The 15,187-nt window shown below is 72.8% G+C and carries 11 protein-coding genes and 1 pseudogene; 3 read left to right on the top strand and 9 right to left on the bottom strand.

The window, feature by feature from the left end; all coding sequences use genetic code 11:
• The gene (locus ACZ404_RS32020) at window positions 1-3,108 is read right to left on the bottom strand and encodes an FG-GAP repeat domain-containing protein (protein ID WP_468446012.1); all 3,108 of its coding nucleotides are present in this window, start codon (window positions 3,106-3,108) and stop codon (window positions 1-3) included.
• 90 nt (window positions 3,109-3,198) lie between these two features.
• Complete coding sequence (locus tag ACZ404_RS32015; RefSeq protein WP_468446010.1) at window positions 3,199-3,960, bottom strand: nucleotidyl transferase AbiEii/AbiGii toxin family protein; 762 nt, start codon at window positions 3,958-3,960, stop codon at window positions 3,199-3,201.
• A gap of 151 nt (window positions 3,961-4,111) precedes the next feature.
• On the opposite strand from ACZ404_RS32015, the gene ACZ404_RS32010 reads away from it, so the two are divergent.
• Both ACZ404_RS32010 and ACZ404_RS32005 read left to right on the top strand, forming a co-directional pair.
• Entirely contained in the window at window positions 4,112-4,459 is a 348-nt protein-coding gene (locus tag ACZ404_RS32010; RefSeq protein ID WP_468446008.1) for a DoxX family protein, read from the top strand.
• A 261-nt stretch (window positions 4,460-4,720) separates the two neighbouring features.
• Complete coding sequence (locus ACZ404_RS32005; RefSeq protein WP_468446006.1) at window positions 4,721-5,452, top strand: class I SAM-dependent methyltransferase; 732 nt, start codon at window positions 4,721-4,723, stop codon at window positions 5,450-5,452.
• A 57-nt stretch (window positions 5,453-5,509) separates the two neighbouring features.
• Here ACZ404_RS32005 and ACZ404_RS32000 read toward each other — a convergent pair whose 3' ends face one another.
• The 6 genes and pseudogenes from ACZ404_RS32000 to ACZ404_RS31975 form a co-directional block, all read right to left on the bottom strand.
• Complete coding sequence (locus tag ACZ404_RS32000) at window positions 5,510-6,121, bottom strand: Uma2 family endonuclease (RefSeq protein WP_468446004.1); 612 nt, start codon at window positions 6,119-6,121, stop codon at window positions 5,510-5,512.
• Window positions 6,122-6,173: 52 nt separating this feature from the next.
• Window positions 6,174-6,487: pseudogene (locus tag ACZ404_RS31995) on the bottom strand (helix-turn-helix domain-containing protein); the annotation flags it as partial.
• Between the two features lie 84 nt (window positions 6,488-6,571).
• Window positions 6,572-8,188 (bottom strand): methionine--tRNA ligase, encoded by a 1,617-nt coding sequence (gene metG / locus ACZ404_RS31990; protein ID WP_468446002.1) that lies wholly within the window; start codon window positions 8,186-8,188, stop codon window positions 6,572-6,574.
• A gap of 100 nt (window positions 8,189-8,288) precedes the next feature.
• Entirely contained in the window at window positions 8,289-9,638 is a 1,350-nt protein-coding gene (locus ACZ404_RS31985) for a VWA domain-containing protein (RefSeq protein ID WP_468446000.1), read from the bottom strand.
• Window positions 9,639-9,735: 97 nt separating this feature from the next.
• The gene (locus ACZ404_RS31980; protein ID WP_468445998.1) at window positions 9,736-11,676 is read right to left on the bottom strand and encodes an FUSC family protein; all 1,941 of its coding nucleotides are present in this window, start codon (window positions 11,674-11,676) and stop codon (window positions 9,736-9,738) included.
• Window positions 11,677-11,782: 106 nt separating this feature from the next.
• Complete coding sequence (locus tag ACZ404_RS31975) at window positions 11,783-12,571, bottom strand: alpha/beta fold hydrolase (RefSeq protein WP_468445996.1); 789 nt, start codon at window positions 12,569-12,571, stop codon at window positions 11,783-11,785.
• 87 nt (window positions 12,572-12,658) lie between these two features.
• Here ACZ404_RS31975 and ACZ404_RS31970 point away from each other — a divergent pair, with 87 nt between their 5' ends.
• Complete coding sequence (locus ACZ404_RS31970) at window positions 12,659-14,005, top strand: aminotransferase-like domain-containing protein (protein WP_468445994.1); 1,347 nt, start codon at window positions 12,659-12,661, stop codon at window positions 14,003-14,005.
• Between the two features lie 145 nt (window positions 14,006-14,150).
• On the opposite strand, the gene ACZ404_RS31965 is transcribed toward ACZ404_RS31970, so the two are convergent.
• Window positions 14,151-15,089 (bottom strand): hypothetical protein, encoded by a 939-nt coding sequence (locus tag ACZ404_RS31965; protein WP_468445992.1) that lies wholly within the window; start codon window positions 15,087-15,089, stop codon window positions 14,151-14,153.
• Window positions 15,090-15,187 lie beyond the last annotated feature (98 nt).

Here is a 15,187-nt window from a genome sequence, read left to right as displayed (position 1 = left end):
TCAGGACAGGGACTTGTACCCGCCCCAGCCCGTCGCGATCTTCGTACGGGAGCCGAAGGAGCCCTTGCCGTCACCGCTGTTGCGGTACACGTTGCCGCTGCTGTCCCGGGAGACCAGGTCGGCCCTGCCGTCGTCGGTGATGTCACCGACGCCCACGACGGCGTTGTAGGAGCCGCCCCAGTCGCTGAACACCTTGGCGCGGGCGGCGAAGGTGCCGTTGCCCTTGCCGTGGTAGCGGAACAGGGTGTTGGCCTTGTCCTGGGCGAGCAGGTCACCGATGCCGTCGCCGTCGAGGTCACCGGCGCCGACGATCTTCTTGTAGCCCTTCCAGTCGTCGTACAGCTTCACCCGCGAGGACAGCTTGCCGTCGCTGGTGCCCTTGTAGAGGTACACGGCCCCGGTGGAGCTGTTGCGGGCGATCAGGTCCGGGAGTCCGTCGCCGCTGACGTCACCGGGCGAGGTCAGCACGTCGTACTGGGTCCAGCCGCTGCTCGCGAGCGTCGTGTACGACGTCTGCGGGGTGAGCGCCTTGCCGCAGCCCGGCTTGTACAGCCGCAGGGCGCCGCTGCTGTAGCGCACCAGGACGTCGTTGCAGCGGTCGCCGCTCAGGTCGCCGAAGGGGACGGCCCGGACGGTGGTGGACCAGCCGGCGCCGCTGGTCTTCTCGCCGAACGTGCCCGTGCCCGTGCCGGACTGGAAGGTCAGCCCGCCGGAGGAGTTGAGGGTGAGCAGGTCACCCCGGCCGTCCGGCCCGTCGGGGCTGGTGAAGTCGTGGCGTACCGCCGCGCCCCGGGACAGGAAGCCCTCGCCGCTCGCGAGGGTGACGGTCGTGCCGGTGGCGGTGGCCTTGAGGGTCCAGGTGAACTCGCCCGTGGGGAACCTCTCCCCGGTGACCGTGGTGCCGTACCAGAACGCCGCCACCCGTGCCGCGGACGCTCCGCCGGTGGTCGTGTCCGTGAGCCTGCCGGTCGCGCCGCTCTGGACGGAGGTGAACGTCACGGACCAGGACTGGACCGGCCGGGACAGCAGCCAGGAGCCTTCGAAGCGCATGCCCGGGCCCACATGGGTTCCGGCCTGCGTCTCGAACACCGTCACCGCCGACGGCGCGATGTGCGTGGCGGCCACATGGGTCCGCTCGTACCGGTCGAACCAGGCGACCATGCCCGTGTACTCGTCCACCGTCCAGCGGTAGCGCCGGTCGGCGGCGAGCCCGGTCTCCGGCACGTCGGAGGCGAGCACGCTCGTGGCGCCGGTGGTGGCGTCCGTGAGGACCAGCTGGTCGTCGCCGTGGTCGTGGCGGACCGTGAAGCCGTCGCCGAGCAGCACGTCACCCGGGGCCACCGGGCGGGACGTACCCGCCTGTGTGTCGTACACCCCGGCCGAGTCCGTGCCGCACGCCCAGTACACCCAGCGGCCCGCCGCCTGCAGCTCGCTCGGCACGCAGGCCAGGCCCGGAACCGTCACCGTGGCGAGGGTCTTGTCCTGGGTGAGGCTGTAGGAGGTCAGCTGGCCGGCCGTCGAGGTGGCGCTCCACAGGGTGGGGCCGTGCAGGGCGGCGGCGCGGACCGAGCGCTTCAGCTTCTGGCCCTGGCCGAAGTCGCCGACGTACTGCATCGGCGTCGAGCCGCCGGAGTTGTAGACGGCGTAGTCGTCGGAGACGTCGACGATCGTGCCGCCCCCGGTGTGGAACTCCAGGCGGCCGCCGCCGATCGAGACCAGCCGGTCGGCGTGCTCCAGGCCGCTGCCGCCCTCGCCGCCGTCGTAGTAGGTGTCCAGGTAGACGTCTCGCGGCCCGTCGCCGAGGTTGCCGAACATCGCCGAGCAGGTGGTGCCGGCGTACGGGCACTCGGGGCTGATCGCCGAGCTGTCCGTGGCCGGTGTGGCGGTCGGGGTGCCGGCGACGATGCCGACCTGGCGTACGGAGGTCGTGTCGGAGGCGCTGCTCGGGTCGTCCTCGGCGACGCGCAGGCTGCCCCGGCTGAACGCGAGCCCCGTCTTGGGGTTCTCCTGCGCCGGGACCTGGTACACCTTCTCAAGCTTCAGCGAGCCGTCCGCGGCCCGGCCCACCCGCTGCACCCACCAGTCCGACGCGCCGCTGCCGCCGGTGATGAGGGCGTCCCCGCCCGGGGCGGCAGCCACGTAGGCGCCGGCGCTGTCCAGCAGGGTCTCGGAGTGGCCGTCGGTCACCGACACCGCGACCAGCCGGGACGTGGCGGTCCCGGTGTCCAGCGGAAGCAGCAGCCAGTCGCCGACCAGCACCGGGTCGCCGTCCAGGGCGCCCGGGTGGTCGAACGTGACGACCTGCTCGGGCGCGGACGGGTCGTGCCGGTCCTTCAGATGCAGCTCGGCGGTGCCCGACTGGTACCAGCCGATCCGGTCCTCGGACATCACGTAGTGCGTGGCGTACGTGGTGTCGGTGAACACCTGGGTGTTCACGGCCGTCCCGGCGTCGACGTACCGGATGCCGCCGTTGCGCGCCCACAGCACGCCGGCGGAGTCCGCGGCGACGATGTCCTCGCTCTGGATGTTCGTCGGCTCGCCGGTGATCGTACGTTCCCGCCACTGCCCGTCGACCTGGTCCACCAGGCTGTAGCCGGTGACGATCGTGTCGCCGGCCAGTGCCCGGTAGTAGCGGTTGCTCTGCCCGAAGGCGACCTTGGTCCGCCGGTCCGTCGCCGGGTCCCACAGGACGACGGCGTTGCTGGTCGTGCCGGCAGGCAGCGCGACCAGGTCGCCGTCCGAGCCGTACCAGGCCGTACGGCAGGCCGAGCCGATGACGGTGCAGCCCTGGCCGGGCGTGTAGGGGCTGCCGTCGTCGTTGCTGACGCCGCGCGTGGTGCCGTCCGCGTAATCCGTCCACAGCAGCCCCGGCACGCCGGCCTGCCGGTGCAGGAACCCGCGCTCGCCGGCCGCGTACGGGCGGTCCGTGCGCGGTGTGGCGGAACTCGGGTCGGTGAGCGTGATCTCGCTGCCGGCGGCCGCCGTGGTGACCGGGTCGGCCGAGGCGCCGTCCTCCGGCAGGACGGCGAAGGCCACGGCCGCCACGGCGACCGCGAACGAGGAGACGGCCGCGGCGAGTCCGCGCCGTCCCGGGGCGTGTCTGCCCACGTGAGGTTCCCTCCCCGCGAGGGCCCCCGCCCTCGCACAAGTGAGCGGACTTTACCAGCCCTTTTCTCGCCCTTGGTGCGGTGGGTTCCCTCAGCTGCCGGTGCCGGGCTCCTGGCCGGAGCCGCTGGCCCCGCTGTCCGGGGAGTCGGCGTCCTGGTTGTCCGGAGAGGCGCCGTCCTCCAGCAGCCGCTCGGCGATGTCGTCGGACCAGCGCTGGGCCCAGGCGCGCAGGGCGCCGATCCGCGGCCCGGTGCAGCCGTACCGCGCGAAGTCGGCGTCGGCGTAGAAGTCCGTGCCCGTCAGGCGGGACTGCAGGGTGGGCAGGTCGAAGGGGTCGTGGGCGTGCCGGCGGCCCAGCTCCTCGAGGTCGGGCAGGGTGAAGTGGGCGGCGGCGGCCTGGGCGTCGATCAGATCGACGGCCGCCCCCCGGTCGTACAGGGCCCGGATCTTCGTACCGACCGCGTCCTCCAGGGCGAGGGCCGGGCCGTACGGGGTGAGCTCCGGAGGCTGCCAGAAGGCCTCCTTGTGCAGCGCGAGGACACAGGGCTCGCCGGTCGGCGGGTCGACGACCGTCAACTGCGCCGTCCGCGCGGTCACGACCCCTTCGCCCCGCACCTGCCGCCCGCGCGCCTCCAGGGCGGCGCCGACGGCACCGGCGATCCGGTCCATGGGCTCCGCGCTCTCGGTGGCGAAGTCGAGGTTGGCGTGCGGGCGCCGCAGCAGCCCGTGCGCCTCGAGGGCGTACCCGCCGGCGAGCACCAGCGCGTACGGACTGCCGGCCGAGACGACGTCGGCGAGGAGCCGGCGGTGGGGCTCGGACGCGGGTGCGGGTTCGGATGCGGGGAGGGTCACGACATCCGTACTCTGCCAGACGCGAGGCGGGGGGCGGGGGCACCCCGCCTGGGGCGGCAACAGGATTTCCGCCGGCGCCTGTCACATCGGTCCTGTTGCCGGTGTCAGAGGGGTGTCCGCAGTTCGACCGATCGCCCGACGGGAGCCCCTCATGCGTACCGCGCACATCGTCGTCACCCTGCTCGCCGCCCTCATGGCCGGTTTCTCCGGGACCGTCCTGCTGCTGCGCGCCGAGTGGATCGTCAAGGCGCTCACCGACTACCGGGTGCCGCGGGCGTGGTGGACCTGGCTGGGGCTGGCCAAGGCGGCGGGCGCCGTCGGCCTGGTGGTGGGCCTGTTCGTGCCGGTCGTCGGTGTGCTGGCCGGGGTGGGGCTGGTGGCGTACTTCGCCGGGGCGGCGGTCACGGTGGCGCGGGCACGGTGGTACGCGCACATTCCGTTCCCCCTCGTGTACGCGGCGCCGGTGGTGGGGGCGCTGGTGCTCGGGTACGCGGCCTAGTCGGCGAAAACCTGCCCGGCGGCAACCCCCTTGCGGGCGGCGGTCACTGAGGGGTCGTAAGGCAAGTTCAGCAGACCCTGAGGACTCCTCCGTGGCAGTTCCCTCTCACCGCCGGTCCCTCCGCAGGCGGCACCTGCTCGCCGTGTCCGCCGCCGTCGTGGCCGCAGGGGCCGGCGCCGGTGTTCCGGGGCGGAGGCGGTGAGCGCGCCGACCGGTCCCGCAACTGCCTCCGCGCAACCGCCACTTGAATAGGCTGAGACGATGGAACGCGTATCGGACCAGCCGGACAGCCCTGTCGCGAACGACTACGACGGCTTCGCCGAGGCGTACGCGGCGGAGAACGAGAACAACCTCGTGAACGCGTACTACGAGCGGCCCGCGATGCTGGCCCTCGCCGGAGACGTGGCCGGCCGCCGGATCCTGGACGCCGGCTGCGGCTCGGGCCCCCTGACCGCCGCACTGCGCGAGCGCGGTGCCATCGTCACCGGCATCGACGCCAGCACCGGGATGCTGGCGCTGGCCAGGCGGCGGCTCGGCGAGGACGCGGACCTGCGGCTGGCCGACCTGAGGGACCCGCTGCCCTTCGCCGACGGCGCGTTCGACGCCGTGGTCGCGTCACTGGTGCTGCACTACCTGAAGGACTGGGGGCCGACGCTGGCCGAGATGCGGCGCGTGCTCAGGCCGGGCGGCCGGCTGATCGCGTCGGTGGACCATCCCTTCGTGGCCTACACCCTGTCGGACCCTCGTCCCGACTATTTCGCGACCACCGGCTACACCTTCGACTGGACGTTCGACGGACAGCCCCACCCCATGAAGTTCTGGCGCAAGCCGTTGCACGCCATGACCGACGCCTTCACCACCGCCGGCTTCCGCCTCACCACCCTCGGCGAGCCCCAGCCCACCCCGGCCGCCCGCGACCTGTTCCCCGACGACTTCCCCACCCTGTCCACCAAGCCCTGCTTCCTGTTCTTCGTGGTGGAGGCACTGCGGTGACGGAGGCAGGCGGTCCTTACCCTAGGTCCGCCGCCGGACCCGTCGCGCAGGTTCTCTTCAGTGTTGCTCGCCGCCCTCGCTCCGGTAGAGCGGCAGATTCTGGGTCGAGATGGTCCAGTCGGCGATGGTGACGTCCTCGCCGTAGACGAAGTCCTTGCGGGTGGCGTAGCGGGGGCCGTCGGGGGTGGTGTGGATGTCGGTGAGGACGGCGCCCTGGCCCGTACGCGGGTCGAAGATCACATAGATGGGGACGCCCATGAGGGGGTAGTCGCGCATCTTGGTGACCCAGTCGTTCTCCGGGTTGGACTTGGACACCACTTCGATGGCGGCGATGAGCGAGCGAGGGTCGATCGAACCCTGGACGTTCAGGTCCGCCCATGCGATCACCATGACGTCCGGATGGCGCATGATGCCCTCGGGCTCGTCCTCCACATCAGGTGTGCCGGTATGGGCCAGCAACTCGTCCGGCATGACCCTTTCCAGACGGCGGCTGATATGTGCAGCCGTGACCTCGTGAGGCCCTCCCGGCGACATCATGTCGTGGACGATCCCTTCCTTGGTGATCTCGAACTTCCCAGGCAGCGTGTCGTCCATGGACTGAACGAAGTCCCGCATGGCCCGGTACAGGTGGGAGGCGCCCTGCTGCGGGTTGTCCGGGGCGATGGTCATGGCGCTCGCTCCTCGTCGTCTGTGCCCAGGGGCAAGGATCGTCACGTTCATGCTAGGCGGCCTCCGGGAGATCGGTTCGGCAGTCGCGGCAGCGACCTGGTTCCGGTGCGCGGAAGGCGCGGTCGCAGCCTTCGCAGTTCTGGAGCGAGTGGTGGACGGCCGGTGGCTGGGCGGGTGCGTGGAACGGAGGCGGGGGCGGGAGCTGGGCGGTCAGGCGGTGGGGGTGAGGTCACGCTCCAGCCAGGCCGCGACGCCGGGTGCGAGGTGTTCGGCCTCGGTGGTGGAGAGGAGCAGCCGGGGGTCTGTGCGGCGAAGGCCGGCGAGGACGTCGACGGCCGCCTGGAGGAGAACGGGCGCGGGGTACGACCGCCCGCGGTCCGGGTATCGGACGAGGCCCGGACCGACCTGTCAGGGTCGGGTTCCGGGCCTCGTCCGCACGTGGTGTGGGCGTTACGCGGTCGGCTTCTCCTCGAGGCGCGGGAAGAGCACCGCTCCCTTGGTGACCGTCGAGCCGGCGGGGAGTCTGCCCCAGGTGCCGGCCTCCTGGACGCGCTGGCCGGCCAGGGCGCCCAGGGACGCGTCGGCGCCCAGGGAGTCCCAGAGCTTCTGGGAGGTCTCCGGCATGACCGGGTTGAGGAGGACCGCCACCGCGCGCAGGGACTCCGCCGCCGTGTAGAGAATCGTGGCCAGGCGGGCCTTGCCCTCGGCGGTCTCGTCCTTGGCCACCTTCCACGGCTCCTGCTCCGTGATGTAGCCGTTGACCTGCTTGACGAAGTCGAAGACGGCCAGGATGCCGCCCTGGAAGTCCAGTTCGTCGCCGATCTTCCGGTCGGCCTCCGCGACCGCCTTCGCCAGGCCGTCGTGGATCGCCTTCTCGGCCTCGCCGTCGGCCGTCGCCGCCGGCAGCTCGCCACCGAAGTACTTGCCGACCATGGCCGCCACACGGGAGGCGAGGTTGCCGTAGTCGTTGGCCAGCTCGCTCGTGTAGCGGGCGGAGAAGTCCTCCCAGGAGAAGCTGCCGTCCTGACCGAAGGCGATCGCCCGCAGGAAGTACCACCGGTACGCGTCGACGCCGAAGTGCGAGGTCAGGTCCTGCGGCTTGATGCCGGTCAGGTTGGACTTCGACATCTTCTCGCCGCCGACCATCAGCCAGCCGTTGGCCGCGATCTTCCCCGGCAGCGGCAGGCCCTGGGCCATCAGCATCGCCGGCCAGATCACCGCGTGGAAGCGGAGGATGTCCTTGCCGACCAGGTGCACGTCGGCCGGGAAGGTCGTCTCGAACTTCGCCTGGTTCTCGTTGTAGCCGACCGCCGTGGCGTAGTTCAGCAGCGCGTCGACCCACACGTAGATCACGTGCTTGTCGTCCCAGGGGATCGGGATGCCCCAGTCGAAGGTCGAGCGGGAGATGGAGAGGTCCTGCAGGCCCTGGCGGACGAAGTTCACGACCTCGTTGCGCGCGGACTCCGGCTGGATGAAGCCCGGGTTCGCCTCGTAGTGCGCCAGGAGCTTGTCGCCGTATTCGCTCAGGCGGAAGAAGTAGTTCTCCTCGCTGAGGATCTCCACGGGCTTCTTGTGGATCGGGCACAGCTTCTGACCTGCGAATTCACCTTCGCCGTCGAGTAGCTCGCCCGGGAGCTTGTACTCCTCGCAGCCCACGCAGTACGGGCCCTCGTAGCCGCCCTTGTAGATCTCGCCCTTGTCGTACAGGTCCTGCACGAATTCCTGGACGCGGTCGGTGTGCCGCTTCTGCGTGGTGCGGATGAAGTCGTCGTTCGCGATCTCCAGGTGCTCCCACAGGGGCTTCCAGGCCTCGGTGACGAGCTTGTCGGCCCAGGCCTGTGGGGTGACCCCGTTGGCCTCGGCCGTGCGCATGATCTTCTGACCGTGCTCGTCCGTGCCGGTGAGGTACCACACCTTCTCACCGCGCTGACGGTGCCAGCGCGTGAGCACGTCGCCTGCGACGGTCGTGTAGGCGTGGCCCAGGTGAGGAGCGTCGTTGACGTAATAAATGGGGGTGGAGACGTAGTACGCCTTTTCACCCTGCTTCTCGGATCCAGTGGCCGCCATAAGTCGAAATCCTACTGGGCCCGCGGAGATCGACTCACACGCGTTTCGGGGGGTGGACCGCCGGTGGCGGCGCCGGCCGCTGGTCCACCCCCCGGACGGCCTACGGGCGCCAGTTCGCCAGGGTGCCCTCGTAGAGCTCGGTGTCCGTGAGTTCGCGGGGGGTGGGGCCCGCGTGGAAGAAGGACGTGTTGGGGGCCTTCAGCTTGCGGAGGTAGTCGAAGGCCTTGTTGTCGTGCTCACCGAAGGCGACGAAGGAGAAGAAGACGGCCGGGTGGGTCTCCGCGGCCGAGGTGAGGGCCTGGGTCGCGGGGGTCTTGGCGTCGGGGGCGCCGTCGGTCTGGAACACCACGAGGGCCGGGGTGCCGGGGGCCGCGTTCTTCTCGTAGTGGGCGAGTACGGCCGCCACCGCCTCGTGGTAACTGGTGCGGCCCATCCGGCCGAGGGTGGCGTGGACGTCGTCGATCTTCGTCTCGTGGTCCTGGGTGAGGGTGAGGTCGGTGGTGCCGTCGACCTCCGTGGAGAAGAAGACGACGTGGACCGTGGCCTCGGGGTCGAGGTGGGCGGCGAGGGCGAGGGTCTGGTCGGCGAGGGCCTGGGCGGAGCCGTCCTTGTAGTACGGCCGCATGCTGGCGGAGCGGTCGAGGACCAGGTAGAGCTTCGCCCGGGTGCCGGTGAGGTCGGTCTTCTTGAGGGCGGTGGTGGCGGCCTTGTAGGCGGTGGTGAGGGAGGGGGTGCGGGACTTGACCCTGGTGAGGGGCGTGGCCGGCTTGGGGGCGGGGGCGCTTGCCGCTTCGTCCTGGGCGGGGGTGCTTGCCGCTTCGTCCTGGGCGGGGGTGCTCGCCTCGGCTTCGCCTTCGGCGGGGGTGCTCCCATCCGCACCACCCGTGCTGCTTTCGTTGTCCGGTGCGGGTGCCCCCTGTGGGGCTTCCTCGCCGTCGGCGGCCTTCGGCTCGTCCGGTGCGGATTCGGCTTCCGCTGCCGGTTCCGGCTGCGGCTCGGTTTCCGGTTCCGACTTCTGTTCGGCTTCCGCTTCCGCCTGCGGTTCCTCCGGGGCCGTCGCTTCCGCCACCGGCTTCAGTTCGATGACCGGCTCGGGCTCCGGCTCCGGGGTCGGCTCCGGCTCTGCCACCGGCTTCAGCTCGATGACCGGCTCCGGCTCCGGCTCCGGTTCCGCAGCCTTCGGGGCCTCCGTGGGCGGCTGCTCCACGTCTCGGTCCGTCGGCTGCCTGGGTACCGTCACGTTGTCGAACGCCGCCGTGACCAGGTCGTGTTCGTCGGAGGACGAGGTGCGGGGCTCGGGGACCTGGGCGGTCGGGGCGGGGGTGGGTTCGGAGGGGGTGGTGGTCGGCTCCGGGGTCGGCGCGGGACGTCGGTCCGCACCCTCTGCTTCGGCGGTGCGCGTCTTGCGCCCTCGGCCGAATGCGTTCCGCAGACGAGTGAGAATGCCCATGTCGCAACCCTTCGCGTGAGTTGTCCCGTCGATCCCTGGCCAGGACGGACACGTAAGGTTAGCGGCCCCGGATTGCGTTTCGACCGGCGGTGGAGCCTCAGTGCGGTGTCGCGATGGCGCGGGCCGCCGCGACCTCCTGGCGCAGCGGCTCCAGAACGCTTCCGACGGGCCCGGTGAGATCGGTGCGGACGGCGGTCAGGGTCTCCGTGCGGCGCACGGCCTCCGACAGTTCGCGCAGCTGCAGGGCCACCTGGCCGATCTCGGCGGCCGACGGGGGCGCGGCCCCCTGGCCCACCCGGACCCGGGCCGCGGTCGTGGCGTCGACGATGCGTTCCACGGCGACGACCAGTGGCCACCAGGCGGCGGCCCGGCGCCCGGTGGGCGGGGGCTCGGTCAGGGCCCGCTGGAACTCGGTGCGGACGACGGACAGGTCCCGGTAGAGGCGGCGGCGCATGCGGGCGCGGGCGGCGGGGTCGACGGCGGTGCCGAAGGCCGACTCGACGTACGTCGCCGTGTCCGCCACCGCGTCCGCGAGGCGGTCGCCGACCCGGGTGTGCCAGCTCTCCGGCCACAGCAGATAGCCGGCGGTCAGGGCGATCGCGCAGCCCATGAGCGAGTCCAGGAGGCGGGGGAGCAGCAGCGCCGTGCCCTGGCGGTTGAGCAGATCGGAGAGGAGCAGGATCACCGGGGTGATCGCGGCCGTCTGGTAGCCGTAGCCCCGGGGTGTGAGCAGGGGGATGAGCGGGGCCAGCAGCAGGATCACGGGGACGTCCCACCAGCCGGGCGGCACCTCCGCCAGCACCCCCGCCGCGATCACCAGGCCGGCCACCGTGCCCAGCGCCCGCAGCAGCGCGCGGGAGAACACCGAGCCGAAGTCGGGCTTGAGGACGAAGGTGATGGTGAGGGCGACCCAGTAGGAGCGGGGCACCGGGACGAGGGAGACCAGGGACTGCGCGATGCCGATGCAGAGGGCGAGGCGCAGGCCGTAGCGCCAGGAGTGGGCGGACAGGACGACGCTGCGGGCCGCGCGGGCGGTGCGGATGCCGAGGGCGGCGGGCCGGCCGAGCCGGTCGTCGATGCCGCGCGGGTCGACGTCGGGGGCGGTGGCGACCTCGGCGGCGTGGCGCAGGGCGTGGTCGACGGCCCGGGCGGTCTCGGTGGTGGGCACCGGGAGCCGGTTCAGGGCCATGGGGCCGGTGAATCCGGTCTCGATGGCGTGCGCCACGTGCCGGAGGGCCTCCGGGACCTCCGGCGGGAGCGGGCGGCCGCTGAGGTGGACCGCGGGGGCCGCCTCCACGACCGGGGTGATCGCGTTCAACTGGGCGAGCAGGCGGGTCAGTTCGCGGCTGCGGCCGTGGTGGCGGGCGCGGTGGGCGAGGATCAGGTCGTACGACCGGTTCAGCGACTCGGTGACGTCGAAGCGGACGGTGACGTAGCGGTCGGGGTCACCGCAGGCGGCGAGCAGGTCGGCCACGGTGCGGTAGGCGGCCGCGACCGACGCCCGCTCGGGCACCCCGGCCCGCAGCGGCCAGGCGAGCAGGGCGAGGAGCAGGACGAGCAGGCCGCCGCCGGTCAGCAGGGCCGGGGCCAGCCACCAGGGGCCGGGCAGCGGCAGCCCCGCGCCGATCACGGCGTTCATCAGCAGCAGGAGCCCGGACACGGAGGCCACCGCGCCGATCGTGGAGATCATTCCGGAGACCAGCGCGACGCCGGTGAGGGTGGCGACGGCGTACCACCCGTGCCCGTACACCAGCGTGCCCAGCGTGACGCCGACCGCGCCGAAGAGCTGCGGGACGGCCATGCTGACGATGCGCAGGCGGTAGGCGGCCGCCGTGTCGCTGATGACGCCGGACAGGGCGCCCATGGAGGCGAGCGCGCCGTAGTCGGGCCGCCCGGCCGCGAAGCCGAGCGCCAGGGGGAGGGCCATCGCGACGCCGGCCCGGGCGGCGGCGGGCCAGTTGGCGGGTGCTCGCTGAGGCCGGAGGTTCCGGACCAGCCAGTCGGGGGGCGTGAGGCCGGTGGGGAACACTCGGGACATGCGGTCATTATGACCGCTTTGCTCCGGCGGTCGGAGGGCTCGTCCCGGGTGTCCGCGCCGCGGGGTCGTGATCGGCCTCTCGGTCCGGTCGGTCACGACCCGTCCGTCACGACCGCGCGTCCACCTCGGTGAGGAACCGCCGCAGCGCCCTGTTGAACTCCTCGGCCCGCTCCAGGTTCGGCATGTGCGCCGCGCCCTCGACGACGCACAGCCGGGAGTCGGGGAGCGCCGCGTGCATCGCCTCCGCGTCCGCGACCGGCGTGTACGTGTCGTCGGCACCGACCACCACCAGCGCGGGAACGGCCACCCGGGTCAACAGGTCCCGGTAGTCGGGGCGTTCGGCGCGGCCCCGCAGGGCGGCCGCGGCGCCCTGCGGGGCGGTGGCCGTCATCATGCGGTGGACGTGCGCCTTGACCTCGGGGTCGGCGTACGGGGCGACCATCTTCTCCAGGACCTCGTCGGCGTACCCGCGCATGCCCTCGGCCAGCAGCCGGTCGGCCATGGCCCGCCGGCTCTGCCGGCCCTCGGGTGTGTCGGCCTGCGGGAAGGTGTCCGCGAGGACCAGCCCCCGGACGCGGGCGCCGAAGCGGTCATAGCACTCCATGGCGATCTGGCCGCCCATCGACAGCCCGGCCAGGACGAACGTGTCCACGCCGAGCCGGTCGAGCAGTTCTTCCAGGTCCCGGGCGTGGCGGTCGAGCGGCACGGTGCCGGGGGTCACGGGAGAGGCACCGTAGCCGCGCAGGTCGGGGGCGACGACGCGGCGTTCGGCGCAGAACGCGGCGACTTGCGGGTGCCACATCGTGCGGTCGAAGGGGTGGCCGTGGACGAGGACGAGCGGGGCCCGGTCGCAGGCGCCGGGGTTTTTGTCCTCGTATGAGAGGAAGGGCTGCATGTGAGTGACCCTAGGGCGCCTCAACTCCTCGGTGCAATAAAATCTTTGCCCTCGGTGCAATCCCAGGCGCCCGGGGGAGGGGGTCTCGTGGACGAGTACCGGCGGATCGCCGACCGGATCGCCGCCGACATCGGCCGTGGCCGACTGCGGCCGGGGCAACGACTGCCGCCGCAGCGGGCGTTCGCGCGCCGGCACGGGATCGCCGCGTCGACGGCGGGGCGCGTGTACGCCGAACTCGTGCGCCGGGGGCTGGTGGTGGGCGAGGTCGGGCGGGGGACGTTCGTGCGCGCCACCGAACCGGACAGGCAGCCGGGGCACGCCCTGACCGAGGTGTCCGCCGACGCGGTGGTGAATCTGGAGCTCAACTACCCCTCCGCGCCCGGCCAGTCGGAACTGCTGGCTCCCGCCCTCGCGGCCCTGCTGCGGCCGGACGTACTGACCGAGGCGCTGCGGCCCGCCCCGGCCACCGGCACGGCGGCGGCCCGGGAAGCGGTCGCGGGACTGCTGGCCACCGGGGGATGGCGGCCCGACCCGGCCGGGATCCTGTTCACCGGCAACGCCCGCCAGGCCATCGCCGCCACCCTCGCCTCCCTGGTCCGGCCCGGCGGCCGGGTCGGGGTCGAGCCGCTGACGTATCCGCTGGTCAAGGAGATCGCGGCGCGGATCGGCTGCGTCCTCGTCCCGCTCGCGGCCGACGCCCGGGGGCCGCTGGCCGCGTCCGTCGCCGCCCTGCACCGCAGCGCCCCGCTGTCGGCGCTGTACCTCCAGCCGACGCTGCACAACCCGACCTCGCTCACGGTGGACGGAGAGCGGCGCGCGGAGCTGGCCGAGGTCGTCCACAGCCTGGGGATACCGGTGGTGGAGGACCGGATCTGGTCCTTCCTGCACCAGGGCGGCGCGCCGCCACTGGCCGCCCTCGTGCCGGACCTCGTCCACCTGGTCGACGGGCTGTCCAAGCGGGTCGCGCCAGGGCTCACCGTCGGGTTCACCGCCGTACCGGACGGGCGGGTGGAGGCGGTGGCGCGGGCCGTCCGGTCCGGGGGCTGGAGCGCGGGTTCCTTCGCGCTGGAGGCGGCCGTGCGCTGGCTCGGGGACGGGACCGTGGCCCGGCTGGTCGCCGCCAAGCGGCGGGACGCGGCGCGGCGGCAGCAACTGGTCGCCGGGGAACTGGCCGGGTTCGCCGTGCGCTCCGATCCGGCGGCCTACTTCGCGTGGTGGGAGCTGCCCGCGCCGTGGCGTGCGGACACGCTCACGGCGGCCGCCCGCGCGCACGCGATCGCGGTCACCCCGGGTACGGCCTTCTCGGTCGACCCGAGCTGTACGCCCGACACGATCCGGCTGGGACTCGGGTCGGCCCCGGAGGCGGAGCTGACGCGGGCGCTTCGCACCCTGGCGGAGCTGGTGCGCGGCGGGCCGCCCGGCGGACTCGGCTGACTCGGGGAGGCAGCGGGGCAAGGGGAGGATCCGTGCCACGGAGCGGGAGGAAACCGCAGGTGGCCGGCTTGCCGGAGGACACGTGTCTGCCACGTGGCGCGAGGGCGCACGGGGTGGGTGCCGGGAGGCGCCCGGCGGGGTGCGGTCAGGCTCTCGCTCTCGTCGGGGCCGGGGCGGGGGCCGGTGCGGGCGCCGGGGAGCCTCGGCGGCGTCGGGCGGGGCGGGGCAGGCGCAGGCGGCGGGTGAGCCAGGTGGTCAGGGCCACGGCGAGACCGAGGCCCAGGAGGAGCCAGGAAGCCGTGCGGAGGGTGGCGGTGAGCGCGTCGTAGACCGCGCCGACGGCCTGGTGGGGCACGTCGGCGGGCAGGCCGGCGAGTGTGAGACCGCGGCCGGCGGCGACGGCGAGGCCCAGCGCGGCGCCGCCGGCGGCCGTACCGAGGGCGGCCGCGGAGACGGCGCGGCGGCGGTGGACGGCCAGGGCGATCCCGGTGACGGCGAAGGCGACGGCGGTGACCGGCAGCCAGAGACCGGCGATTTCAAGCACGTGGAATCCCTTCCGCAGTCGGTCCACCTCGCCCGCCTTCAGCACCGGCACCGCCGTGTGCTCCACCGGGATGCGCGCGGCGAGCGCCACGTGGTCCTGGGTGAGCTGCTGCTTGACCTGCGCGGTGACCGGGGCGAAGTCCACGGTGACCGGCTGCCGCGCGTCCCCGGTCGGTGCCTGCTCGCGCAGGGCGCGCAGCACCGCGTCGTGGGTGACCCGGTTGCCGGTGTCCCAGGCCAGTCGGAAGGCGCGGGTGCGGGTGAAGGAGCGGACCGCCTCGTGCACGAAGGGGGCGACGGAGTCGCGCACCGTACGGACGTCCATGCGCTGGTCGACCTCGCGCACGATGTCGTCCCCGACCCGCTTGGCGACGGCCTCCCGCACGTCCGGGTCGGCGGCGAGCGGGGCCATCGTGGTGACGTAGCGGCCCGTGTCGGTGAGCCCGTACGCCGCCCAGGCCGCCAGCGCGCCGAACGGCACGAGCAGGCAGGCCAGGACGATCAGTGCGGCCGACAGGGCACTCCTCAGACGTGGGGACACCCTTCCAGGCAACGGTGCGCGGGGCGGCCGCGCGAGCGGAGCGCCTCCAACCGGGGGACGAGGGAGGGCCGGACGGCGGGCCCCGGAACACGCCGTCC

Source organism: Streptomyces sp. NPDC030798 (genome assembly GCF_055572275.1).
The sequence above is the reverse complement of the archived record's forward strand: the minus strand, read 5'-3'. Positions and strand labels throughout refer to the sequence as shown.